General features: G+C 34.8%; 27 protein-coding genes and 1 tRNA gene. 17 read left to right on the top strand and 11 right to left on the bottom strand.

Going from position 1 to position 22973, the window contains the following annotated elements; all coding sequences use genetic code 11:
- Positions 1–213 precede the first annotated feature (213 nt).
- The 8 genes from ACR1PO_RS15955 (at position 214) to gwsS (ending at position 6426) form a co-directional block, all read left to right on the top strand.
- Positions 214–396 carry a TIGR04139 family peptide modification target gene (locus ACR1PO_RS15955; protein ID WP_433987409.1) on the top strand — a complete coding sequence of 61 codons (183 nt, stop codon included), beginning with the start codon at positions 214–216 and terminating at the stop codon, positions 394–396.
- 84 nt (positions 397–480) lie between these two features.
- Positions 481–1368 carry a hypothetical protein gene (locus tag ACR1PO_RS15950; RefSeq protein ID WP_433987408.1) on the top strand — a complete coding sequence of 296 codons (888 nt, stop codon included), beginning with the start codon at positions 481–483 and terminating at the stop codon, positions 1366–1368.
- A 1-nt stretch (position 1369) separates the two neighbouring features.
- Positions 1370–2275 (top strand): grasp-with-spasm system ATP-grasp peptide maturase, encoded by a 906-nt coding sequence (gene gwsG / locus ACR1PO_RS15945; protein ID WP_433987407.1) that lies wholly within the window; start codon positions 1370–1372, stop codon positions 2273–2275.
- Positions 2272–2451 (top strand): hypothetical protein, encoded by a 180-nt coding sequence (locus ACR1PO_RS15940; protein WP_433987406.1) that lies wholly within the window; start codon positions 2272–2274, stop codon positions 2449–2451. The genes gwsG (ACR1PO_RS15945) and ACR1PO_RS15940 overlap by 4 nt, the downstream gene beginning before the upstream one ends.
- A 146-nt stretch (positions 2452–2597) precedes the next feature.
- Entirely contained in the window at positions 2598–3335 is a 738-nt protein-coding gene (locus ACR1PO_RS15935) for a hypothetical protein (RefSeq protein ID WP_433987405.1), read from the top strand.
- On the top strand, positions 3332–4234 hold the full coding sequence (gene gwsG, locus ACR1PO_RS15930; protein WP_433987404.1) for a grasp-with-spasm system ATP-grasp peptide maturase: 903 nt from the start codon (positions 3332–3334) through the stop codon (positions 4232–4234). The genes ACR1PO_RS15935 and gwsG (ACR1PO_RS15930) overlap by 4 nt, the downstream gene beginning before the upstream one ends.
- A gap of 325 nt (positions 4235–4559) precedes the next feature.
- The gene (locus tag ACR1PO_RS15925) at positions 4560–5330 is read left to right on the top strand and encodes a hypothetical protein (protein ID WP_433987403.1); all 771 of its coding nucleotides are present in this window, start codon (positions 4560–4562) and stop codon (positions 5328–5330) included.
- Positions 5331–5355: 25 nt separating this feature from the next.
- Complete coding sequence (gene gwsS, locus ACR1PO_RS15920) at positions 5356–6426, top strand: grasp-with-spasm system SPASM domain peptide maturase (protein WP_433987402.1); 1071 nt, start codon at positions 5356–5358, stop codon at positions 6424–6426.
- Positions 6427–6507: 81 nt separating this feature from the next.
- On the opposite strand, the gene ACR1PO_RS15915 is transcribed toward gwsS, so the two are convergent.
- The 3 genes from ACR1PO_RS15915 to ACR1PO_RS15905 all read right to left on the bottom strand — a co-directional run bounded on the left by ACR1PO_RS15915 (position 6508) and on the right by ACR1PO_RS15905 (position 12350).
- On the bottom strand, positions 6508–6885 hold the full coding sequence (locus ACR1PO_RS15915; protein WP_433987401.1) for a hypothetical protein: 378 nt from the start codon (positions 6883–6885) through the stop codon (positions 6508–6510).
- A gap of 69 nt (positions 6886–6954) precedes the next feature.
- A complete protein-coding gene (locus tag ACR1PO_RS15910) occupies positions 6955–7425 on the bottom strand; it encodes an Lrp/AsnC family transcriptional regulator (protein WP_002984446.1) in 471 nt (156 codons plus the stop codon).
- Positions 7426–7559: 134 nt separating this feature from the next.
- Positions 7560–12350: a translocation/assembly module TamB domain-containing protein gene (locus ACR1PO_RS15905; RefSeq protein WP_433987400.1), complete on the bottom strand. Its 4791-nt coding sequence runs from the start codon at positions 12348–12350 to the stop codon at positions 7560–7562.
- A 4-nt stretch (positions 12351–12354) separates the two neighbouring features.
- On the opposite strand from ACR1PO_RS15905, the gene tsaD reads away from it, so the two are divergent.
- The 3 genes from tsaD (at position 12355) to ACR1PO_RS15890 (ending at position 14720) form a co-directional block, all read left to right on the top strand.
- Positions 12355–13371: a tRNA (adenosine(37)-N6)-threonylcarbamoyltransferase complex transferase subunit TsaD gene (gene tsaD / locus ACR1PO_RS15900; RefSeq protein ID WP_332386175.1), complete on the top strand. Its 1017-nt coding sequence runs from the start codon at positions 12355–12357 to the stop codon at positions 13369–13371.
- A 98-nt stretch (positions 13372–13469) separates the two neighbouring features.
- The gene (tnpA, locus tag ACR1PO_RS15895) at positions 13470–13922 is read left to right on the top strand and encodes an IS200/IS605 family transposase (RefSeq protein ID WP_433987399.1); all 453 of its coding nucleotides are present in this window, start codon (positions 13470–13472) and stop codon (positions 13920–13922) included.
- A gap of 102 nt (positions 13923–14024) precedes the next feature.
- On the top strand, positions 14025–14720 hold the full coding sequence (locus ACR1PO_RS15890; RefSeq protein ID WP_433987398.1) for an RsmE family RNA methyltransferase: 696 nt from the start codon (positions 14025–14027) through the stop codon (positions 14718–14720).
- Positions 14721–14767: 47 nt separating this feature from the next.
- On the opposite strand, the gene ACR1PO_RS15885 is transcribed toward ACR1PO_RS15890, so the two are convergent.
- A complete protein-coding gene (locus ACR1PO_RS15885; protein WP_433987397.1) occupies positions 14768–15442 on the bottom strand; it encodes a TrmH family RNA methyltransferase in 675 nt (224 codons plus the stop codon).
- A gap of 167 nt (positions 15443–15609) precedes the next feature.
- On the opposite strand from ACR1PO_RS15885, the gene ACR1PO_RS15880 reads away from it, so the two are divergent.
- The 3 genes from ACR1PO_RS15880 (at position 15610) to ACR1PO_RS15870 (ending at position 18041) form a co-directional block, all read left to right on the top strand.
- Positions 15610–16626, top strand: a complete 1017-nt coding sequence (locus tag ACR1PO_RS15880; RefSeq protein WP_332386178.1) for an asparaginase — start codon at positions 15610–15612, stop codon at positions 16624–16626.
- 55 nt (positions 16627–16681) lie between these two features.
- A tRNA-Ser gene (locus ACR1PO_RS15875) sits at positions 16682–16768 on the top strand.
- Positions 16769–16886: 118 nt separating this feature from the next.
- Complete coding sequence (locus ACR1PO_RS15870) at positions 16887–18041, top strand: tyrosine-type recombinase/integrase (protein ID WP_433987396.1); 1155 nt, start codon at positions 16887–16889, stop codon at positions 18039–18041.
- Positions 18042–18054: 13 nt separating this feature from the next.
- On the opposite strand, the gene ACR1PO_RS15865 is transcribed toward ACR1PO_RS15870, so the two are convergent.
- The 6 genes from ACR1PO_RS15865 to ACR1PO_RS15840 form a co-directional block, all read right to left on the bottom strand.
- Positions 18055–18423: a hypothetical protein gene (locus ACR1PO_RS15865; RefSeq protein ID WP_433987395.1), complete on the bottom strand. Its 369-nt coding sequence runs from the start codon at positions 18421–18423 to the stop codon at positions 18055–18057.
- Positions 18424–18425: 2 nt separating this feature from the next.
- A complete protein-coding gene (locus ACR1PO_RS15860) occupies positions 18426–19079 on the bottom strand; it encodes an SOS response-associated peptidase family protein (protein ID WP_433987394.1) in 654 nt (217 codons plus the stop codon).
- Positions 19080–19117: 38 nt separating this feature from the next.
- Positions 19118–19426, bottom strand: coding sequence for a hypothetical protein (locus ACR1PO_RS15855; protein ID WP_433987393.1), 309 nt, complete (start codon positions 19424–19426; stop codon positions 19118–19120).
- 211 nt (positions 19427–19637) lie between these two features.
- A complete protein-coding gene (locus ACR1PO_RS15850; RefSeq protein ID WP_433987392.1) occupies positions 19638–19895 on the bottom strand; it encodes a hypothetical protein in 258 nt (85 codons plus the stop codon).
- Between the two features lie 20 nt (positions 19896–19915).
- Positions 19916–20218, bottom strand: coding sequence for a hypothetical protein (locus tag ACR1PO_RS15845; RefSeq protein ID WP_433987391.1), 303 nt, complete (start codon positions 20216–20218; stop codon positions 19916–19918).
- A 3-nt stretch (positions 20219–20221) separates the two neighbouring features.
- Entirely contained in the window at positions 20222–20635 is a 414-nt protein-coding gene (locus ACR1PO_RS15840) for a hypothetical protein (RefSeq protein ID WP_433987390.1), read from the bottom strand.
- A 126-nt stretch (positions 20636–20761) separates the two neighbouring features.
- On the opposite strand from ACR1PO_RS15840, the gene ACR1PO_RS15835 reads away from it, so the two are divergent.
- From ACR1PO_RS15835 to ACR1PO_RS15825, 3 genes are all read left to right on the top strand, one after another.
- The gene (locus tag ACR1PO_RS15835) at positions 20762–20944 is read left to right on the top strand and encodes a hypothetical protein (RefSeq protein ID WP_433987389.1); all 183 of its coding nucleotides are present in this window, start codon (positions 20762–20764) and stop codon (positions 20942–20944) included.
- A gap of 17 nt (positions 20945–20961) precedes the next feature.
- Complete coding sequence (locus tag ACR1PO_RS15830; RefSeq protein ID WP_433987388.1) at positions 20962–21465, top strand: hypothetical protein; 504 nt, start codon at positions 20962–20964, stop codon at positions 21463–21465.
- Positions 21466–21856: 391 nt separating this feature from the next.
- Positions 21857–22078: a zinc ribbon domain-containing protein gene (locus ACR1PO_RS15825; RefSeq protein WP_433987387.1), complete on the top strand. Its 222-nt coding sequence runs from the start codon at positions 21857–21859 to the stop codon at positions 22076–22078.
- A 32-nt stretch (positions 22079–22110) separates the two neighbouring features.
- Here the strand turns inward: ACR1PO_RS15825 and ACR1PO_RS15820 are convergent, their stop codons facing one another.
- A complete protein-coding gene (locus tag ACR1PO_RS15820) occupies positions 22111–22938 on the bottom strand; it encodes a phosphoadenosine phosphosulfate reductase domain-containing protein (RefSeq protein ID WP_433987386.1) in 828 nt (275 codons plus the stop codon).
- Positions 22939–22973: the final 35 nt, after the last annotated feature.

The following is a 22973-nucleotide window of genomic DNA, read 5'->3' as shown; positions in this document are numbered from 1 at the left end:
TGTGTGTACAAAAAATAAACAAATCACTTACATATTTTATCTCATTGACGTGAACTGAATATTTATAGATTTGAAAACATCAACGTTGACGGAATGCATTTCCATTTTTAGATTGTATGTGTACAGTACATGAGAAACAAGAGAAATCATTCACCCAAATGTCAGGGTTTATATGACACAAATAATTTACATAACACAAAAATCCTATCAAAAATGAAAAAATTAAATGGAATGAAGAGAGACTTCTCTTCTTTGGAAAACAAAAAAATGAAAAATTTACAGACAATTAAAGGTGGGGATACTGCTATTAATTATGTTTCTACTAACAAAGGTGAGTGCTATGATAAGGAAACATGGAGAGATCACCGACTTGAATCTACTTTAGAAATTTGCTAAAGTAGATCAACAAGTACTGCAGAAGAAAGAAAATCTTTCTTTTGCAGTTTATTTTTAACCACTATACAAAATTAAATAATAAAAATGTCAACAAAGATAGTTGTGAAACAGACTATTGGAATTTATACATTATTTCTACTTACAATAAGCTGTTTAACCATTTCTTGTAAGAGTAAAAACAATAATTATATTGTTTATTACAACAGAGTAAATGAAATTGACAGTATTTACCGAATAGCTCATCAGCCGGAAGAAGCAATAAAACAATATCGAAAATTATTTCGCAAGTACAATCCAAAAAATCAGGATAATAATGAAGAGTATGAAACCTACATTAAACTTTCGGATCAACATCAAAAGAATTTTGGAGGAAAGAAAAGTCTATACAAACTTATTCCTCTGATTGCTCCTTACGAAGGGTCGTATGGAAGTTATTTCGGATTGTTTAAAAAGTATGGTATAGATAGCAGCGAGGTAAAACAGAGAATTGCAGATTGGAAAAAAGGTTTAAACAAACAGCTTGTAGATTCTTTTAGTATAGCTTTTATTCGTGATCAGGCCGAGGGGCGGAGAAACGTCCAGCTTATGGAAAATAATGACAGGATAAACGCAGGGTTGATAAAATGGACTTTTGAAAACCACGGCTATCCTTCAGTACAAAAAATCGGGCTTATTGGAAATGACGGTGTATTTATGCCTATGCATGCCTTGTTCAGCCACATGATAGATGCAAAAGAATATTCTTATTTCAAAGCAAAAATGCTGGAATATGTAAAATCTGGAGACTGCATTCCAAAAGATTATGCTAATATGGTAGACAGACATAACCTCCAAATAGATAAATTAGAGATGCCTTATGGCTCTTATCCAAGTTATAGTACTGTTATTGATACTATGAAAGTAAACCGTAATAGGAAAAAAATAGGGCTCCGTCCTTTAAAACGTTCTTCTAAAATTAATAAAAAATTGTGAAATGATTCTTATTATTTCCAACAATAATGAAAGGACCACCACCATCATCATAAAATGGCTTATTGCCAAGAAAAAAAAATTTACCCGCATCCATGAAGATGAAATTTTTGAAATTAAAACTGAAAACAAAAAGATCTTTTTAGAAAGTGACAGAAATTCTTTTTTCCTTGATGAAATAGCCAGTGTGTGGTACAGAAGAGGTAGATTAAAAATCAAACGTCTGCGGTATGACAACAGTTCTGTGAATGCGCATATGAACGAAGTACAGCATTGGCTGGAAGATTATGTAAGAACAAAACTGGAATCCAGAAAACATATCAATAAAGAGAGTAACAGTGATGTTAATAAGTTACTGGTATTGGAAGAAGCTATAAAAGCAGGGCTAGAGGTTCCGGAATATTTTCTGGCAGACAACACAGATCAGGTATCTCTGAATACAACCATTGTAAAAACGATTGGAGGTAATCCTATATTAGATGATATTGATATGGATTTAAATGGTATTATGTATACCTCTGTTGTACATAAGAGAGAAAAGATGAAGTTCTTTACAACATTCTTTCAACATAAAATTGACAAAGAATTTGAAATCAGAACATTTTATTTTAATGGAAAGTGTTACTCAATGGCTATTTTTTCTCAAAATGATAAGCAAACCCAGACAGATTTCAGAAAATATAATCTAGAAAAACCTAACAGAAATGTTCCTTATAAATTAACATTTGACATTGAAGAAAAAATACACCTTCTGATGCAGGCATTAGATCTTAATTGCGGATCATTGGATCTGATCAAAGGAAAAGATGGTAAACTTTATTTTTTAGAAGTTAATACTATCGGACAGTTTCTGGGATTGTCTCATACCTGTAATTATTCGTTGGACAAATTAATAGCTGGTTATTTATGAAAATTAAAATTAAAGAAAAAAATAAGCTGCCACTTACTTTCCGGTATATTGAAACCTTTAATGATCAGAAACGCAAAAAGCCTAATGACGTTGTTTATGTTTTAACCTGCGAAAAATATCAGACGAATTTCTATGTAAGAGAAAAGCCTGTAAAATCATTAACCCGATTATTATGAAATACTGTAATATAAAAACACAAAATAAAGACATTGGCTTAACGCACATCACTTGTCTGATTCTTTGCCTATTCCTTTGTGCCTGCAAAAATCGGGATTACATTACTTATTACTACAAAGCAAACAAAATTGACAGTATTTATAGAATGGCTAATAAACCTGAAAAAGCTATAAAAAAATTCAAAAAACTGTTTCAAAAGTATGAACCTAGAAACCAAGAGCTTAATGAAGAATATAAAACATATATTGAGCTTGCAGATCATTATCATAAAAACTTTGGTGGAAAAGAGAGCCTGTACAAACTTATTGCATTGGTCGCTCCTTATCGTAATACCTATAAAAAACTTTACCCGCTGTGCAAGAAATATGGAATAGACAGTCTGGAAGTCAACCAAAAAGTAGCCGACTGGAAAAAGAACCTGAATAAAAGACTCGTAGATTCCTTTACTATTGCTATGATCCGTGACCAGGAAGGAAGGCCTGAAAATATAGCCCTTGTAAATAAAAACATTGAAAAAAATGCAGATCTTTTTTTCTGGACATTCAAGCACTATGGGTTTCCTGATGGACAAAAAATAGGTAAGTTCGGAAACAATGACGTTTTCATCGCTATGCCTACATTACTAAGCCATATGATTGCTTCAAAAAAATATCCTGAATTCAGAAGAAAATTATTCGAATATGTAAAATCAGGCCATTGTTCTCCTCAAGAATATGCCTTAATGTCCGATACCTATGATTACTATAGAAATACTGCTGTACGATACAGCTTACGAAATAATAATCAGGATTCTGTCCGGATTAACCGCAATCGAAAAAGTATAGGACTTCCCAGTATAAAACATGCATCTAAAATCAGAAAAGATAAATTTAAGAAAAAATGATTCTTATTCTTTCTACCAATCAGGAAACAACAACAAATGAAGTTATTAAATGGTTAAAAGCACTAGGCAAAGCTTTTATCCGTATCCAGGAAGATGAAATTTTTGAGATAAAAGTATGTGAAAACAGAATCGTTTTGCAAAGTCAAAGAAATAACTTTTTTATTGAAGATATTACGAGCGTTTGGTATCGCAGAGGAGGGTTACAATTTATAAGGAAAGAATATAATAATCCTTCAATTAATGCTTATATGAATGAAACTCAATATTGGCTTGAAGATTATGTTATAAAATTACTTGAAGCTAAAAAACATATTAATAAGCAAAGCAACAATCATTTGAATAAACTTTTCGTACTTGACCAAGCAAAAAAAGCAGGACTGAAAGTTCCAGAATATTATCTGGCAGAAAACACAGAGCAGCTAATTGTTAATAAAACGATTACCAAATCTATTGCTGAAAATATAATATTAAAATCAGTGGGTGACTTTCCTGAAGGTATTTTGTATACCTCTCTTGTCACAGAAAAAGAAAAGAAAAATTTCTTTATTACCTTTTTTCAGGAAATGGTTGAAAAAGATTTTGAAGTACGAGCCTTTTATCTTAATGGTAAAATATGGTCTACTGCTATTTTTTCTCAAAATGATAAGAAAACCCAACTTGATCATAGAAAATATAATCATGAGACGCCCAATCGGAATGTTAGGTATAATCTTTCAAAAGATATTGAAGAAAAAATACATATCCTTATGCTGCAACTGGATATAAATTGTGGCTCACTCGATTTTATAAAAAACAAAAATGATTTTTACTTTTTAGAAATAAACCCTGTTGGTCAGTTTTTAGGATTATCTGCAATTTGCAATTACTTACTTGAAAAAGAAATAGCAGAATACTTATGAAAAAGAAATTTAAAGAAAAAAATAAATTGCCTCTTACTCTGAAGTATATTGAAAAATTTAGAGACACTTCAGCAGAAACACAGAATAACTATAAAGTTGATTATGTTTTCTCAACAGAATATCAAACTGATTTTTTAATGAGACTAAAACCTACAAAGTCAATTGTAAGATTATTATGAAATACTGTAATATAAAAACACAAAATAAAGACATTGGCTTAACGTACATCACTTGTCTTATTCTTTGCTTATTTCTTTGTGCCTGCAAAAATCGAAATTACATTTTATATTATAATAAGGTAAATGAAATTGACAGTATCTACAGAATGAAAAATGATACCCTTACTGCTATAAAAAAATTTAAAAGAGTATTCCGAAATTTTGAGCCACGAAATAATGAAAGAATGGAAGAATACGAAAACTATATTAAGTTTTCAGATAAATACAATAAAAATTTTGGAGGAAAAAAAAGCCTATATAAACTTATACCCTTAGTTGCTCCATATTGGAAGTTCAAACGAAAAGATACAGATTTTTTTAAACTATATAAAAAATATGGCATTGATAGTATTACAATAGAGCAGAAGGTAGTGAAATGGAAAAATTCGTTAAACAAGCAACTTATTGATTCTTTTAGGATCGCATTTATCAGAGATCAGTCGAAGGATTCAATAACTGGTCAGCAATCATTAAATAATTTTAGAAAAAATGCAGCATTGTTAAAGTGGACATTAACAAACTATGGCTACCCATCAATGCAAAAAATAGGACTTGAAACAGATGATGGTGTTTTTATGCCCATGTTTATTTATTTAAATCATATGGCACAAATAGAAGACTATGAGTATTTCAAAACCAAACTATTGAACTATGTAAAATCCGGTGATCTACCGCCAAGAGATTATGTAGAAATGGTAGAAAGACATGTGCAGGTTAATCATTTAAAACCTGTATATGGCGTAAAAAGTAATGATGAAGAAATTATAAAAGATTCTGTGAATATTAATTATAATAGAAAGCTTATCGGGCTGCAAAGTCTCAAAGTTAGGAGAAAAATAACAAAAGAATTTTTAAAGAATAATTCAAAAAAAAATTAATACCGGTCATTTGCCAAAACTTCCTATGAACTATTTCAACCTATTCAGCAATATCCTCATCACCAAAGGTTCCACAAGAATTCTGATCTCGGATCTGCAGAGAAATGTATCAGAACTATACCCTCTGGAATTGTATGAGATTATAGCAGGGCTGAAAACCTATTCTATTGAAACGTTGCTGAAAGATTACGATCAGGAATCCAGGGCGATTGTTCAGGAATATATTGATCTCCTGCTGGAAAAGGAATATGGATTTATTACAGAGAATGACTGGGACAGGAATTTTCCTCCTCTTTCTTTTGAACATCATGAACCCAGCACAATAACCAATCTTTTCATAGAAATGGAAGATATCGGAATATTGAAAAAAGTATATCCATCAGTAGAGAATCTCGGAATCAAGCATTTGGTCATTTATAGTTTGATCTCTTTAACCGCGGAAGATTTTATAGAAATTGATACCATTTTTAAAACCTCAGTTTTATCTGGAATAGAAATTTTCTCACCATTCAATCAGAAGGTCAACCTGTCTTTTATACAGGCTCTTCAGAAAAATACAGTCAGAATATACAGTCTTATCTTCTACAATTGTTCGGAACCTCCTTTCAAAGCTAAAAATGAATACAGATTCTCGCTGCATTTCCTTAAAGATGACCTGAAAATATCTGCCTGCGGAAAAGTAGAACTGAAGTATTTCAACACCAATATTTCTAAAGTCTTAGAAGCCGTTAACCACAATTCCTGTCTGTATAAAAAAATGGGTATAGACAAAAACGGCAACCTCAAAAACTGCCCTCTCATGAATGAAAGCTTTGGAAACATCAATAGCCAAAGCCTTGAAGAAACAGTAAACCAGCCAGGTTTCAAAAAATACTGGAATCTTACAAAAGATTATATAGAAACCTGCAAGGACTGTGAATTCCGTTTTGTCTGTACAGACTGCAGGGTCTACACTGAAAATACTGAAAAAAACAAGGAGGGCCTGGATATATCCAAACCTCTGAAATGCGGTTATAATCCTTATACCGGAGTATGGGAAGACTGGTCTAAGAATCCTTTAAAGCAAGAAATTTTTCATTCGCTGGAACTCAGATAATATTTCCCTTTTTTACTTTTAAAAACCGCTTTTAAAAGTTATTTAAAAGCGGTTTATTATTTTATTGCAATTGATTAAGTCTTATTTAAAAAACTTCCATTTCGGGATAATGGCAAGCATTCCGAACCCTGTGAACAGGAAAAGATTGGTAACATCCGTATACAGGAATGTAGACAGATAATAATTGTGCATAAAGAAATGCAGCACCAGTAAAGCCGGGAACATAAAGATCCCAATCTTCCTGTAAAAGAACATCAGCAGCAGCCCGATCATCATCAGTACATCAATAGAAAAGATCACATAGAAGTACCACCTAGGAATCTGCAGGTATTCATGCTGCAGATATTCATCCACATCTATTCCAAGCCCCATTACGGTAAACAACATCAAGGCGGCAAATGCCAGTATGAATCCCCATCCTTTCTTCGGGTCTTCGTCAAAATAGCTGTATTCTTCCATATCTACAAAAATAAAGAACTTATGAGAGATTTCATAAGTTCTTTTATAATTATTCGTTTAAAATTTGACTTACACAGAGATTGCGTTAATCAGTCTGTTTTTGTCACTTAAGAATTCCTCCATAGAGATCATACTTTCAGTTCTCATTACATCCTGAATGTCATCGATCTGGTAAATAATTCTTTTAGCATCATCAGTGTTCTTAGCTCTTACTTTACAGAAAATATTATATTTTCCGGAAATAACGCTAGCCTCGATTACGTTAGGAATAGTTGACAATTCTTTCAATACTTCCTGAGTACGGTTTGATTTTGTCAAAAGGATACCTATGAAAGCTGTAAAGTGATAATCCAGCTTACCATAATCGATGTTAAGAGATGATCCCAAAATAATACCTGCATCTTCCATCTTTTTCACTCTTACGTGAATTGTTCCAGCAGAAACATCCATCTGCTTTGCAATTTCAGTAAAAGGCATTCTTGTGTTTTCTACTAAGAAATCAAGAATCTTCTTGTCTATTTCGTCCAGTTGATAGTTCATATTAGTTAAATTACAATTTCTTTAAAAAATCTATGTATTTTTTGCAAATTTACGAAAAATAATTTAACTAAAAAATATATATCAAATATTAACAATAATTAACACAGATGATAAAAATCATTAAAATATTCTAATTATTTACCTTGCGATTTTATAGAATCTGTTTTTATTTCACCTTTTGCCTCCGAAGTTTTTTTGTCTTTTTTCTTCTTTTTAAACAAAGAATTGAAGCTTTTACTCCACACTACCCCTCCTCCATAGGCCTGATTAGCAGAACCGTTTGTACTCACCATTCCGATGTTTGTAGGCTTGGAATACGCACGTATCACCAGTGATCCGTCATTCTTTTTAGATAAATCATATTCTACTGACCCTTCCGTGGAAAGATAATTGTTTTGTGCACCATCTGTTTTTGATAATGGAATCCCCAGCCCTGTCTTGATATTGACTCTTGGGGAAACGGCTACACTTACCCCGGCATTGGCTCTGTCCCCGAAATTTGAATTCTGGTCTCCTTTTACATAATTAAGGTCAATCTGGAATTCGTTACTCATCGTATTAAGTACAGATCCCAACTGTTTCAGCAGCATGTTATATCCTGAGGATTCCGCTACATTTCCTACATTCACATCGAATCCACCTGTATTGGATACGTTAAAGGTGCTCAACAGCAATACAGATCCGAACTGAAGAACTTTCTCTCCTTCCTGGCTCATTTTTGCTGCAAGGGTTTCTCTTACCTGGCTGGATACGTCCATGGCCGTCACATTCAGATCAATCTTAGGATCTACCAAAGACTGGGTAATGTGAGCCTGAAGCAATATACTGATAGGCTGCAGTTTTCCCATACTCAGGTATTCCCCGGCATTGGAAACCATTCTTATGTAATTGGCATTAATATCCAATGTAGGTTTCATTGCATCACCATCCCATCTGATGCTGCTGTTTCTTTCTATCTGGAATGTTTTATTAAGGATAGCCTTAGAGACAAATGTTCCGTTATCTACTTTATAGGTACCGCTCATTGCAATATTTCCCTGTCTGTTCATGTGGAACCTCAACGGATCTGCAGATCCTTTTACGGTAATATTCCCTACATCATCTCCTACCAGTACATTTACAGTGGTTCCCTTATCAACAGCCAGATTAAAATCAATATTCATATTGGCTCCTGTTTTTTTCTTTTCTTCCAGGGTAATCAGACCATCTTTTCCTTCCTTCAGGAAGCGCAGCATTTTGAATTCTTCTACATTGGAAGTAGAACTGGAATTAAAGGTAAAGGTACTTCCGTTAAGTGCCTTCATATTAGGAGTTGTTATACTTAATCCCGAAACCGGGCCGTCCACGTACAGGTCTCCCTGCCCGTAAACTCTTCCCCAGAACAGGTCAAAATCTTTCTGTGTCGTATTCAGCATCAACAGATTGTCTGCCCTCATTACGAGTGACACCCCCATGGAAGAAAGGGTTTCAAACTGAATCGCCCCCGAAACATTTCCTTTGGAATTGGTTCTTCCATCATGCACTTCAATATTGTTGAGAATGGCAAGTCCTCTGGACAGCTGGATTACAGTATCATCAAATGAATAATCTACTCCCGTAAACAAAAGTTTTAATCCAAAATCTTTTAAAGCAATATCCCCGCTATAGTCAAGGTCATTAAGTTTTCCATTGATTTTAAGATCCCCTGTAGCCTTTCCACGAAGGTTTCCAAAAACGGTCTGTACAAACTGCTGCGTAAATGAAAGGTCAAAATCACGCATTTCTGCAGTAAGATCAATAATCGGAGAAGATGTATTATTATTAACGGTTCCTGTCAGATTAAGGCTGTTGTTTCCAAGTACTCCTGCGGAGTGAACTTTCACATCGATATCATAAACATTCAATGAAAAGCCATTGGTGGCAGAAATAGAGATATCTCCCATATCATTGCCATTCATCTTAATATCATCAATATTAAGGTCTACCAGCGGCTGAAGGGTACTTTTATCCATTTTGATCTTCACACTTCCGTTGGCAAGACCTTTGATATCCATCGTATTCCCTCCGGACTGCATTTCCAGCAGTTTTTCTACAGCAAAATCATTGATATCTGCATCTACATAAAAATCTTTAGCTGATTTAAACTGTGCTTCTTTAATAAACAAAGCACTTTTATCGGAATATACCCTCAGGTTCCTGATATCAAAATCACCGGTTTTCCTTCTGTAAGTAATAGAATGATTCAGTTCCGGACTTGTATCTATAGCCCATGTAACTTCATTGAATTTCACTTCCGTAGGCTCAAACCTGAACACATAATCACCCGCTGCATCTGTAGACTGATCCACATTAATAGCATATTCTTTAAGCTTTTCATTCAGTTCATCATCCGGACTTCCATGTTTGAATACAGTTGCTAAATGAAGCGTATTTCCGTTTTCATTATTTCCTTTAAGCTCAAAGTCCCTGATTACATTTTTATTATAGACTACTCTATTGATCTTGGCATACAATTGCTGATTAAGGTCTGCTGTGTTAATTCTCACTTTAACACTATCCACCAATGCACTGTCTCTGCTGATATTTTTCCTGTCATTGACTTTATAATCAGGGTTGGAAGTTGCCAGCGCTTTATCAGCATCTGTAATTTCTTCCTCCTTTGTCATGATATATTTTAAAGAGGCTGCATCAAGATTCAGGATAAGATTATTGGAATTTCCATCATATTCCCCTTCTACAACAGCTCCCTGAGGCAGCCTGAGATCAGGCAGGAAGTAATTGACCAATCCTTGCTGAACATCAAACTTAAGGGCGAAATTCTGTCCGCGGTATAATTTCCTTGGTGGCGGCCCTACCAGTATTTTTCCTAATCCGTTTTCTACCATTCCGGCAAGATCTGCCAGGCTGTATCTCCCCGAAATTTTACCTGTAGCAGCTCCCGGAGCGTCTACATCTATTACACGGGATCCAGCTTCAATAAAGGTTTTTAACCTGGCATTCGGAATATTATATTTTTGGGTAGCAGTTGCAAAATGAAGATTATTGGCATTCACATCCAAAGTAAGGTCATTAATGGAAGACATAGCCATTTTACCTTCAACCTGTCCGCTTACCACCTGAGTACCAGGTTTATTGGTAAAGTAGTTCATGTTCAGGTATGTGACATCAGCATTGACATCCATGGCAACTCTTGAAGTACTGAAGTCTATCAATCCTTTGATTGTAGCTTTTGCCTGCTCATCATTAACGGTGATTAATCCGTTATATTTTTTATGATCCAACAGCCCGTCCAGATAAAGGTTGTTGATCGTTTTATCCATAATTTCAACACTTGCAATCTGAGATTTTGTAGTCAGACGCATGGTATTGACATCAAAGCTTTGTCCGTTAAGATCAAATTTACCGGAAATCAAACCCACTGTTTTATTCTTCGTGATCACAGAGGTGTTAAGATCTTTCACATCAAGATACCCGGAATATTTTGGCATAGCTGTGCTGTAACCTGTCAGAGTAAGCTTGGAAATCTTCGCCTGCCCTATTCCCGTCATCAGGTTTCCGTTATCCACATAGATCTGATCCGGGTTCACTTTTGCTGTTCCGTTGTACTTTAATTTCCCGAAATCATCAGCAAAATTCTTCATCTTTTTGGAAATAAATGAAGGCATCATTGCTTTTAAATCCTTGTAAGTAAAATCTGTGGAAAGGTCTTTCGTTTCGATAGCAAAATGCCCTTTCAGCAGATGATCAACCTTCATTGTTTTAGTGGCAATATTCACATCAGGATTTCTGATCAGGAAGTTTTCCAGATGAAACTTGTTCAAAGGACCGGTCATTGTTCCTGAAAGATTGAACGGCTTGATATTATCCCAGTTTGTTACAAAATAGCTGATGTCATAGCCGCTTAACTGGCTTCCCTGCTTGATATTCATATCCCATCGTACCTTATCGGCAAAATCGGCCCATGAACCGTCATGAAGATTGAATTTAATATCTCCCTGAAGCAAGGTATGATCTGTATTCAGGGTAAGATCTTTTAGTGACAGAAACTGTTTCGTTAACGACAGCTCTGTTGAAAACGTATCTACAAGATGAGCTTTCCCCCATCTTGAAGTTACAAACGACATATTATTGATCAGTGCCGAAACATTCGGGCCGTTAACTTTTACATTGGGAGCTTTTAAATTGAATTGTGTTGCCGTAAGCCATTTTCCCTGTTCGCCGGGAGAATTTTGATTGACAATGGAAACTTTGGAATCAATAATCTGTATTCTGGAATTCAGCTGAAAAGGAGGTTTTTTCGGGTCCCTTTTCTTCCCGTTATCAAAAAGCTCAACAAACCTCACAAAATTAGAGATGCTGTCACCTTTATAGGTAATGACCTTCACTTCAGCATTAACAAGAGCAAGAGAATTGAAACTTAAGGAATTGCTGTTTCCGGAAATAGCATTTACTGCAAGAGACATCCAGTCTGAATCTGCACGGAACTCGCGGGCAGTAATAAAATTAAAGCCTTTATAATCTTTTACTTTTAAGCCTTTTATGGTTACGTCTCCAAAGTAATTTACATCTACACTTTCCGTAGAAAAATCAGATTTAAAATCGTTATTAACAAGCTTCAGTGCCTGATCGGCTGCCCATTGCTTTGTCACGGGAAGATTAATGGCAATAAGCACTCCCCCAACAAGCACAATTCCGAGCCAGAAGAGAATCAAGAGAAGTTTTGCCCACCAGGTATAGCTGGTAACATCTTTTACAGCCTGCTTCCCAAATTCTTCAGCTGTTTCCACAGGATGGTGTATGGCATCTGAAGCCAGTTCAGATGCTTCTTTCACTGTCTCCCGAACTTTTTCCTCTACATTTTCGACAGTTTTTTGTACCTGATTACCTAGGTTTTCAGCTACTGATTTTTTATTCTCATTCTCGTTATTATTCTCTAACTTTGCCATTATTATGAGCGACTCTATAATTTTAGGTATTGAATCGTCCTGCGACGACACCTCAGCAGCTATCATCAAGGGAAATTCTATTCTTTCAAACATTGCCGCGAACCAGGCCATCCACAAAGAATATGGTGGTGTTGTGCCTGAATTGGCTTCACGGGCCCATCAGCAAAATATTATCCCCGTTGTTGAAAAATCTTTTTCCAAAGCAAATATACAACAAAATGCTATCTCAGCTATAGGATTTACACGCGGACCCGGACTTTTAGGATCTCTTCTGGTAGGAACATCATTTGCTAAGTCTCTGGCTATGAGCCTTAACGTTCCGTTAATTGAAGTAAATCACCTTCAAGCCCACATTCTGGCCCATTTCATCGAAGATGCAAATCCTGTGCCGCCTGCCTTTCCTTTTTTATGTCTTACGGTAAGTGGCGGACACACTATGATTGTGCTCGTAAAAGACTATTTCGATATGGAAATTATCGGAAAGACCATTGATGATGCCGCAGGAGAAGCTTTTGATAAAATAGGAAAAATCTTTGACCTTGACTACCCTGCCGGACCTATCATTGACAGATTGGCCAAGGAAGGAAATCCTGATGCTTTTAAATTCAACAAACCTAAACTGGAGAACTATGATTATTCTTTCAGCGGAATTAAAACTTCCGTGTTATATTTCATCCAGAAAGAAGTCAGAAAAAATCCTGATTTTATCAAGGAAAATCTTAACGATCTCTGTGCTTCCGTTCAGAAATCCATTATTGAGATTCTGATGAATAAGCTTGAGAAAGCTGCCAAAGATCTTAATGTGAATGAAGTAGCCATCGCAGGAGGTGTTTCTGCCAATTCTGCCCTGAGAAAAGCTATGGAGATAAACAGAGAAAAACTGGACTGGAATATCTATATTCCAAAGTTTGAGTATACTACAGATAATGCAGCCATGATTGCTATGGTAGCAAAGCTGAAATTTGAAAGAGGAGAGTTTACAGATCTCAGAACAACGGCAACGGCAAAATATGATTTATAAGAATGCGGAGCCACGAAGTGGTGACGTAAAAAAGCAAAGGTTTAAACCTTTGAGATAAATAGGCTAATAGTAAATAGCTACGAAGTAGCGAGATAAAAATGGGACAGTCTCTTGTTAAAAATTATATTCATATTGTATTCTCTACTAAAAACAGAGAACCAATCATTGATGAAGAAATACAGGAAGAATTATTTTCATATCTGGCAGGGATCTTTAAAAATATGGAGTGTAATCCCGTAAAAATCGGAGGCTATAAAGACCATGTTCACATCCTTTGTCTTTTATCAAAAAAAGTGACTCTCATAAAGCTTTTGGAAAGTTTGAAATCTCATTCTTCAAAATGGATTAAAACTAAAGACAAAAAATATTCGCATTTTTATTGGCAGAATGGCTATGGGAGTTTTTCAGTTAATCCAAAAGAAATAGACACTGTAACTGAATACATCAGCAATCAAAAGGAACATCATACAATTAAAAATTTTAAGGAAGAGTTTTTAATATTTCTCAGAAATTATGAAATGGAATTTGATGAAAGATATGTCTGGGATTAATATTCCGCTCTTTCAGAGCTCAGGTAAACAACTTAATTCAAAACAAAGACCTGCAGTCTTTGCTAAGTATTGCGCCACTTCGTGGCTCTTAAAAAAAATAAGATGAAACTATTCTACGGAGAAATCAACGGAAATAAAGTAACAATCAACGATGAAGAGCAGCAGCATATCGTGAAAGTTCTTCGAATGAAAGATGGAGAAGACATGCATGTGACAGATGGCAAGGGAAAATTAGCTTCCGGAAAGCTCATTATAGAAGGGAAGAAAGCTGGTATTGAAATTTCTGAGATCAAAGAAAATCTGCCTGAATTCAATCCCGGGCTTCATATTGCCATTGCCCCCACCAAGAACATTGACAGGATTGAATTTTTTGTGGAAAAAGCTGTGGAAATGGGTATTTCTGAGATTACAATTCTGCAGACTGAGAAAACAGAACGTAAGAATGTCAATATTGATAAAATCAGGAAACAGGCTGTTGCCGCATCAAAGCAAAGTTTGAGATTTCATTTTCCGGTTATCAATGATTTAACTAAAATTCAGGATTTTCTCAAAAACATTGATCCGGAGCATACATTTGTAGCACACTGCCATGAAAATTTAGAAAGAATGGGTCTTAAAGATATCCCTCAGCTGGAACAGCTTACATTTTTAATAGGTCCTGAAGGCGATTTTTCTGAAAAGGAGATTGCATTTTTAGCAGAAAATAAGGTAAGAGCCGTATCCCTCGGAAACCAACGACTGAGAACGGAGACAGCAGGCGTTTTCGTAGCAGCATGGAATTATTATAAGATGATATAAATATGAAGAGAAGGCTGGGCAACCTTCTCTTTTTTATTTCAGATTGACTATCTCCAGTCAATATTATTTTCTCTCAGATATTTTTCGAAAATCTGCTGACCGCTTCTGATTGAATTGACAGCCCAAAGGATTTTCATCCTTAAAAGCTTTTCTTCATTTAATTTATAATCAATATCAGATTTTATAAGCTTCTGTTTCAATTCATACATACAGATTGAAGCTGCCACAGAAACGTTGAAACTTCTTGTAAAGCCATACATGGGAATAGCCAGTGTCTCGTCGGCAAAATCTAAAATTTCCTGGGAAACACCCTCCATTTCAGTTCCGAAAACTAAAGCAATAGGTTCAGTTACTTCATATTCAGGCAGCATTTTAGCATTGTTTTCCAGTGAAACAGCCACAATTTTATATCCTCTGTCTTTAATATTCTGAAAAGACTCCATATTCCGGGGAAGTTTTTCTACCTCAACCCATGTGTCTGCCCCTTTTGTTACCCGAAGATTGGGTTCGAAACTGTATTCTTCCTGCAAAGCCACTACTTTATGGAAACCACAGGCCTCCACAGAACGTACGATTGCAGCTGCATTTCTGAACTGATAGACATCTTCTACAACCGGAAGAACAAAATCTGAACTTTCCTGTGAGAAATGTTCAATTTTCGACAGTCTTTCTTCTGTTAAAAACTGCTTTAAATATTCATAAGTTTGCGATAAATCATTCATCTGCATTTAGTTATTTTTTTCAATAGCCCTATGAAACCACTACAATTTTCATTTTATTTTTATAAAATTTCATGATAAGCGTTTCATTCATTTTCAAATCTTTGCAAATTAACGTAATTTTGGCCTATGAACCCTAATCGGGGCCCAATTCTTAATTAAATTGATACATGAAGCGAAAAGTCCTGCTCATCTATACCGGTGGAACCATCGGAATGGAAAAAGATTACGAAACCGGAAGTCTCCGTGCCTTTGATTTTGGAAATATATTCGAAAAGATGCCTGAAATGAGGCTTATGGAATGCGAAGTTTTTGTTCATCCTTTTGCCAAACCGCTGGACTCTTCGGATATGGGACCTGAAGAATGGAGAGTGATTGCCAATTATATCCACAAAAACTATAATGATTATGACGGCTTTCTGATCCTTCATGGTACAGACACGATGTCCTACACCGCTTCAGCACTGAGTTTCATGCTGAAAGGATTAAAAAAACCGGTGATTATGACAGGTTCCCAGCTTCCGATTGGTGATCTGAGAACGGATGCCAAGGAAAATCTTCTGACCAGCCTTTACTATGCCAGTCTATATGAAAATGATGAAGCAGTTATTCAGGAGGTGGCCATTTACTTTGAGTATAAATTATTAAGAGGAAACAGAACATTGAAATATTCTGCAGAATATTTTGATGCGTATGCAAGTCCGAATTACCCGATTCTTGGGCAGTCCGGAGTTCATCTGAATATTATTAAAGACAACTTGTTCCGCTGTGATCCTGCTGTAGAATTTCATGTGGATGAACATATTTCTGAAGATATTTTATTCTGGAGAATTTTCCCGGGTATGCATCTGAGCCATTTCAGGGAAATCCCTAAAATGAAGGTACTGATTCTTCAGGTTTTCGGTTCGGGAACGATTTTCAGCAGTGCCAAAACGCAGGAAACCCTTCAGGAAATCAGGAATAACGGAACTGAAATTGTAGTGGTAAGCCAGTGTATTTCAGGAGGTATCTCATTCGGAAAGTATGAGAACAGCAATATTTTCTCAAGAATCGGAGCCATCAGCGGAAGAGATATGACTGCAGAAACAGCGATTACAAAAGCAATGCACCTTATTGACAATCCAAGCTACTCCGGAAGCTTCGCAGATAACTTCACCAGAAGCCTTTGCGGCGAAATTACAGATTAATTTGTAAGAATAATTTGGATATTCCAGAAAATACACTATTTTTGCAATCTCAAAAAGAAAGGTGTCCGAGTGGTTGAAGGAGCTACCCTGGAAAGGTAGTATACGGGTAACTGTATCGAGGGTTCGAATCCCTTCCTTTCTGCAATTTTTATAAAGTGTTATTTATCAGTGTTTTACAAGCTATAGATAACACTTTTAGTAAAAATAAGTAAATTTTTCTCATACTCCCTCAAGTGTTCACAAATCAAAATATTTGTGAAATGAAAAATTTAGAAGTCCGAATCTCTTCATCAACGGATATGAAGTACCGTTGGTATGTCTATGTTTACAATACAGAGACACAAAAAATCATCAAGAAAATTTCAAAAGGCCTTAATTCATCAAATGATTATAGTGAACGTATGTTTGCTGCTGAAATTCTAAAATCAACGCTTGAATTAAAATTAAAATCCGGAATCGAATTAAATCCGGCACTAAAAAAGAAAGCTGAAGTAATCAAGATATGTGATGCTTTGGATTTCGCCCTGAAAAAAAAGAAACCTGATCTTTCGAAAGACTCTCACGGAAATTATAACTGTGCTGTTAACTTTTTTAAATCTGCTGCAGTCAAATTAAAATTTACAAATGTTAATATTTCAGACGTAGAAAGGTATCACGTAAAATCGATAATGGACGATATTCAGCAAGAAAGAAACTGGACTGGGAAAGAATATAATAAGAATCTGGGATACATTAAATCATTGTTTTCAGAGCTTGTGGAATGGGAATATATAAAATTCAATGTTGTGCGGGATATTAGGCCAAAGAAAGAGGAAAAAACAGAAGGATATATACTGGCTACTGATAAACAACATAAAATAATTTCCAAACACTTATTTAATATAGATTACAATTATTATGTTTTCTATAGCATTGAGTACTATTTGGGAATAAGACCAAAGGAAATACTATTGCTGAAATGTGGTGATATAAACATTGAACATAAAGTAATTAGAATTGCATCTGAAGATTCAAAAGATAATTCATACAGATATGTTCCTATTTTTGAGCCTGTATTATCTATGCTTAAAAAAATGGACCTGAGCAATAAAGACTATTATCTCATTGGAAGACCAAAGCCTTACGGATGTAGATTTTTCAAACATGACTACTTCTGTCCTAATCCATACTCAATAAAAAGGGATACTGCCACAAGGAAGTGGAAAGAATATGTAATTGATGGATTAGGAATAAACGTAAAATGCTATTCTTTCAAGCATAAAGGCGCGAATGACAAATTAAAAGCAGGTATGGACCTTAAAACAATATCGGAAATATTCGGACATTCAGATGAAAAGATAACCGAGCTATACGCTAATTATATAAACTCAATTAGATTTGAGGAAGCAAGTAAAATAAAACTTGAAGAATATTAAAATTAAGGTGTGTCTAAAACGATACGCCTTTTTCTTTTAGTTCCAAAATTCTTCTTTCTATAATATCCTCAGTTAATTCTTCGTGGAATACATGGTGCCATACGTAATGCAGGTATGCGAAAATTTCTTCATCAACTAATGCTGACAGGAATACATACAAATCCCGTCGGTCTTCGTCCTCAAAATAATCTTCATCAAATTCAAATATTGTATCTGCTGACATTTCCCAACGTTCCCTGAAGTAACCATCAAACTCAATGTTTTTATCTGCTGCAGCTCCACGAATTAAATTCATAGCATCGTCGTAGAAGTTTACGAGATCATCCGGATCGTCCTCAATATAATTTGCGAGAATTTCTAATATGTACTTGTGATCTTCCATGACTAAAATAGTGATGCTTGGATTGGTGGATCTTGTTTAGGCATCTTTTGTGGTTCCAGGTTTACTGCAACCAGTGCTGGATCATAAGCCGGAAACTCGAAGCTTTCAATCGGCTCGTCGTTCAAAAACCTGTTTGCGGTTCCAACGTCCATGCAAATAGGCATTCTTTGTTTTGAATTGTGAACAACTGACATCAATTCATTTGCAACGGTAGTAACAAGACCAAAGCCGATCTCTCCGTTATCCCATACATCATAAAATGCAGCAATAAAGAAATGATCTTGATCTTTCCAGTTCATACGGTGCTTTACGGTGATGGGTGTTTTTCTTCCGGGATTATTTAAATGCATCCAATCATAGAAGCCAGTAACCGGAACTACAGCTCTATTATGCTCAAACTTTCTATAAAATGTGTGAGTTTTTTCAGCGGTCAAGTTTATTCCCTTTGTTGCCTTTTTAGGATCGTAGTCTTTGTAAAGTCTCCATGTTCCATGCGTGATCTTCCGGCCGTGGTGATCTAAAACTATTGGCATAGCTGGGACATCGAAAGCGTTTACTTCCGGTTTAAGAATGTAATTACCCTCAACTATTTCCGCAGCGAGGTTCGCTGAAACTTCCTCAATCGAAAGCCCTGCATTATCTACTCTATTGCACATGATTAATATTTTTAACCTAAAATACAAATATTATGCAATTATTTAACACGTCTCTCTGCCCAGCCTTGACCATTGTTTTCACTATCGCCTTTTTGCTTCTTTCCCTTATACACAAATTTCTTTTGCGGAAAAAGAATATGAATCAGCCAGTGTTTAGCCAATTTTAGCCCGTAATAATCTACAGACTCGGCTGTAACTTGGAAAACAACCAGCTCTCTTTCACTAAGCTCTTCAATATCAAACTTCTTGCTTTCTGTGTAGAAGACATCGATCTCCTGTTTCTTATCTGATGTGATAAGTCTAACATGATCTACGTGTTTTGATTTTATTGTTCCTCGGATTTCCATAAAACAAATTTGATACTTTTTAATACATTATAGAAATATATTTTGATATATTTTGTATCAATTTCAAGACAACAAAGCAAAACCCTTTATACGTCAGAACTTGACGCATTAAAAAAGTTATCCACAAAAAAATCCCCGGATCTCTCCGAGGATAAAAACTAATAACCATGCAAACTCAATTAATGAGTTGTATTTTTATATACGATGAAATTTAAATTCCAGATTTAATTCTTTCTTCTCTTAATATTATTGCTCTAAATAAAAATACTTTAGTCGCACAATCCGGATAAGGTCGCAATGAATTTTTAATACGCTCTATGTCCTCAATACATTTACAAAGCTTCAATGCTTTTATAACTCTTTTTTCAACGGCTTTGTAGTATTTGTCTTCTATCCCTCTAGCTAAATTCATAAGAATATCTCTTTCTTTGAATCTTTCCAATTCTAATTTCGTAAATTTTATTTCCATATTCTTATATTTTGTGGAGACTACTCCGTTGTTTCTAAATATTCAACAGCATCTATAAATGCTTCTTTAACGACATAAAATTCTTCTACTGTTGCTTTATATTTAGGATCTAACATTATTCTGAGAAACCTTCCTAGTGATAAATCTCTTGTTTTAATTGCTTCTTCTATTGAATCGAATTTATTCACACAAATATCGAATGACTTATCTTCTGAAATTGAATTGCTTTTTTGCTGTAGGAAAGCATTATAAACTTCTGGCCTATTTCCGGTTAAGTATCTATATAATGCATTTTGATTTTTAACACTTGATCTGGTTTTCATACTCTACTCTTTTATCCCTATAGCCTCTAAAGCGGAAGGGGTTAGTTCAAATTCAAACTTGACCAAGTCTTCAACTATCATTTCAGAAATAGGCTTATCAAACATTCCTGTTTTGCATATTCCTTTGAAAAAGACTTTCTTTTCGGCTTTTTTGTACTTAGTTATAACCTCGAATGCTTCGGACGAATAACCAAACGATGTATATCCACCTTCCAAATTAGGTCTTGAAATTATGTTCCCTTGTTCATCAATCGGTATAAACATTCCTTCATGAACCGATTGCTTTAAAAAATTTGCATAGCCCACTATTTTATCATATGATCTGATTGCTTTGTATGTATATATACCTCGCAATGGCCTTTTGCTTGTAATTTTATCTTGTTCTAGAACAAAATCGGAAAGAGGGATCAGTTTCATGACTATTTGGTTTATGTTTCTTTTGCAAATGTATATCATTTTAATATACAAAACAATTATATAATGTTAAAATTGTAAATTATTTTGATATACATATTTTCACTATATTTGTTGCAAATAAGGAACATGGCAAAGAAACAGCAGAACATAAGAATGAATGCCGACACTAAGGCTATACTTGAAATAATCTGCAAAAAACGCGACCACTCACAAGCGCAAGTAATCGAAGAGGCTTTGAAAAATGAGGCAAAAAAAGAAAAGATTACTAAAAAGCAAATAGAAGACTATAAAAACGAAAACCCTATCTAAAACTAAATACTTTAACCATGCTTACAACTGATCCTAAAGATCTAATAGAAATACTTAAAGCCTCCACTCCAATTGTTGCACTGATAGCTATGTTTTTAACTCCATGGTTTACAGCTAACTTTAACAAGGAGCAAAAAATGAGAGACGAGCTCTTTTCCGCTAAAGTGAAAGTATACACGTTGCTGGCAAAGATTGTTACAGAAAGCATGCGAGGTTTGGAACAAGTAAGATCGGAATATTACAGAAAGCAAGAAAGCGACAAATTCTATCATATTTACGTAGACTTTAAAAATGCAATTGCAGAACACGCTATATTTACAAGTCCAAATACAAAGAGCGATATTGACGTACTCTTAGCTTCATTTCACAAGATTTATGACAACGAATTGCTTGGAGAAGAGCTTGAAAAGCTAATTCCTTTGTATACTGAATCTATTTATGAATGCAAGCAGTTTATATTAAAATTGCAAAACGACATCGGCTTTACAAAACTCAACTACTTAAGCAATGTCAAGAAATAAAAAACCTCCCAGGTCTAAAGGAGGTCTAATATCACAACGATATTTTACTAAGAAGTACAAATATACAATTTTATTCATTACCTAGTGAGTATATTTAAAATAATTATAGTTTATAACCTTAATCATAAAATTTTCTATTTGTAAACTTGAAATTTGTTGAACCATAATAGTTGTGCAACCTCCTATGTACAATTCACTCTCCCCTAAAAAGGAGAGTTTTTATTGTCACAAAAAAACCTCTCGTATGAGGCTAAAAAACCTTTCTGTACATATCTTCTAAATAACTCCGTAAATATACGGTGAGGCTGTAGTAATAACTCTACGGGAAACCGTAATGATTGAGTTTAAGTTCTTTGTATATTGGCTGCTTAACAATCAAAAACAATAAATCATGCCTAAAAACGAACAAGGTAAAGTAGTATGTATTAGTGAAGGAAAGACTGTAAATGGTAACCAAAATCATCCAATGATTAAAGTAGAAGGAAACGCAGTAATGCCAAGAGGAATAAGAGGACAAAACGGAATGACAGAGGTCAAGATTGATGAAGTACAAACTTTTGATGTTTATATTTGTCAGAATTGTCATTATACAGAATTGTACAAACTACCTTAAAAAAATCCCCACCTAACAGTGGGGAATTTATTTTAATTTCCACAGTAGCAACTAAATTCAATATCTAAATTCAATTCAAATAGCTTAGGTATCTGATCTCGCTCTTCTTTTTTATCAACAACTTTGCTAAATGGCTTCATAGCAAGGTCAGATATTTCTTCATATGATAAATTATTTCGAACATCAAACTTTGGCTGCCTTTCTGTACCGTAATTTTTTTCCATTGAAATCCACCATAATGGCCTTGTTGGGCATTCAGTAGCAATTGTCATTTTTTTTCTCAAAGATTTTAGAAAACAATCATCACAGTTGCCTTCGTAGTCTTTCAATTCTAAATCAAACGGTTGCCTTGACCACCATTCGCGAATGAATTCTTCTGAAATATTAATTTCCGCTAATGGATAAATTTTTAAAGGATCATTATAATTTAACCGTTTTGGCTCATCTGATCGTATTCCCAAAGCAGTATAATATTTTTCACCTTTAAAATATTCTTTAGCAAACTTATGAATTGGCACCTCTTTCAATTCTCTTGTGCAATGTCGATACAGTTTAGATGGAAGTCCGTATTTTTTAATCACCTCTTCAAAAGGTTCTCCTTCTCTGGAAGCGGCACAGTAGTCAACAATTTTATATCTTGTACCTACACCTTTTTCAGCTTGCACGTCAGCCTCTAGCCATACAACATTTAACTTAAATTCTTTGTCGCATTTATCCACGAAGTCTAAAGTTTCCTCCCTCTCTTTACCCGTATTAGCAAAAACAAATAGTAAATTATCATTGCTATAGTACTCTTTGCAAAATTTTGCCATAAACGCAGAGGTTCTACCTCCGGAAAATGAAATTAGAATATTTCTCATATTTACTTTTGATTATTATATCAAAAATACAACAA

It is taken from the genome of Chryseobacterium amylolyticum (genome assembly GCF_051011775.1).
Lineage (GTDB): Bacteria > Bacteroidota > Bacteroidia > Flavobacteriales > Weeksellaceae > Chryseobacterium.
The sequence above is the reverse complement of the archived record's forward strand: the minus strand, read 5'-3'. Positions and strand labels throughout refer to the sequence as shown.

Coding starts and splice junctions, on each gene's coding strand:
- ACR1PO_RS15885 (WP_433987397.1), bottom strand. CDS start 15,442: ATGAATGATTTATCGCAAACTTATGAATATTTAAAGCAGTTTTTAACA.
- tnpA (WP_433987399.1), top strand. CDS start 13,470: ATGGGACAGTCTCTTGTTAAAAATTATATTCATATTGTATTCTCTACT.
- gwsG (WP_433987407.1), top strand. CDS start 1,370: ATGATTCTTATTATTTCCAACAATAATGAAAGGACCACCACCATCATC.
- ACR1PO_RS15940 (WP_433987406.1), top strand. CDS start 2,272: ATGAAAATTAAAATTAAAGAAAAAAATAAGCTGCCACTTACTTTCCGG.
- ACR1PO_RS15925 (WP_433987403.1), top strand. CDS start 4,560: ATGAAAAATGATACCCTTACTGCTATAAAAAAATTTAAAAGAGTATTC.
- ACR1PO_RS15870 (WP_433987396.1), top strand. CDS start 16,887: ATGAAAAATTTAGAAGTCCGAATCTCTTCATCAACGGATATGAAGTAC.
- gwsG (WP_433987404.1), top strand. CDS start 3,332: ATGATTCTTATTCTTTCTACCAATCAGGAAACAACAACAAATGAAGTT.
- ACR1PO_RS15860 (WP_433987394.1), bottom strand. CDS start 19,079: ATGTGCAATAGAGTAGATAATGCAGGGCTTTCGATTGAGGAAGTTTCA.
- ACR1PO_RS15845 (WP_433987391.1), bottom strand. CDS start 20,218: ATGAAAACCAGATCAAGTGTTAAAAATCAAAATGCATTATATAGATAC.
- gwsS (WP_433987402.1), top strand. CDS start 5,356: ATGAACTATTTCAACCTATTCAGCAATATCCTCATCACCAAAGGTTCC.
- ACR1PO_RS15830 (WP_433987388.1), top strand. CDS start 20,962: ATGCTTACAACTGATCCTAAAGATCTAATAGAAATACTTAAAGCCTCC.
- ACR1PO_RS15825 (WP_433987387.1), top strand. CDS start 21,857: ATGCCTAAAAACGAACAAGGTAAAGTAGTATGTATTAGTGAAGGAAAG.
- ACR1PO_RS15850 (WP_433987392.1), bottom strand. CDS start 19,895: ATGGAAATAAAATTTACGAAATTAGAATTGGAAAGATTCAAAGAAAGA.
- ACR1PO_RS15880 (WP_332386178.1), top strand. CDS start 15,610: ATGAAGCGAAAAGTCCTGCTCATCTATACCGGTGGAACCATCGGAATG.
- ACR1PO_RS15865 (WP_433987395.1), bottom strand. CDS start 18,423: ATGGAAGATCACAAGTACATATTAGAAATTCTCGCAAATTATATTGAG.
- ACR1PO_RS15840 (WP_433987390.1), bottom strand. CDS start 20,635: ATGAAACTGATCCCTCTTTCCGATTTTGTTCTAGAACAAGATAAAATT.
- ACR1PO_RS15890 (WP_433987398.1), top strand. CDS start 14,025: ATGAAACTATTCTACGGAGAAATCAACGGAAATAAAGTAACAATCAAC.
- ACR1PO_RS15935 (WP_433987405.1), top strand. CDS start 2,598: ATGGCTAATAAACCTGAAAAAGCTATAAAAAAATTCAAAAAACTGTTT.
- tsaD (WP_332386175.1), top strand. CDS start 12,355: ATGAGCGACTCTATAATTTTAGGTATTGAATCGTCCTGCGACGACACC.
- ACR1PO_RS15950 (WP_433987408.1), top strand. CDS start 481: ATGTCAACAAAGATAGTTGTGAAACAGACTATTGGAATTTATACATTA.
- ACR1PO_RS15955 (WP_433987409.1), top strand. CDS start 214: ATGAAAAAATTAAATGGAATGAAGAGAGACTTCTCTTCTTTGGAAAAC.
- ACR1PO_RS15910 (WP_002984446.1), bottom strand. CDS start 7,425: ATGAACTATCAACTGGACGAAATAGACAAGAAGATTCTTGATTTCTTA.
- ACR1PO_RS15835 (WP_433987389.1), top strand. CDS start 20,762: ATGGCAAAGAAACAGCAGAACATAAGAATGAATGCCGACACTAAGGCT.
- ACR1PO_RS15905 (WP_433987400.1), bottom strand. CDS start 12,350: ATGGCAAAGTTAGAGAATAATAACGAGAATGAGAATAAAAAATCAGTA.
- ACR1PO_RS15820 (WP_433987386.1), bottom strand. CDS start 22,938: ATGAGAAATATTCTAATTTCATTTTCCGGAGGTAGAACCTCTGCGTTT.
- ACR1PO_RS15855 (WP_433987393.1), bottom strand. CDS start 19,426: ATGGAAATCCGAGGAACAATAAAATCAAAACACGTAGATCATGTTAGA.
- ACR1PO_RS15915 (WP_433987401.1), bottom strand. CDS start 6,885: ATGGAAGAATACAGCTATTTTGACGAAGACCCGAAGAAAGGATGGGGA.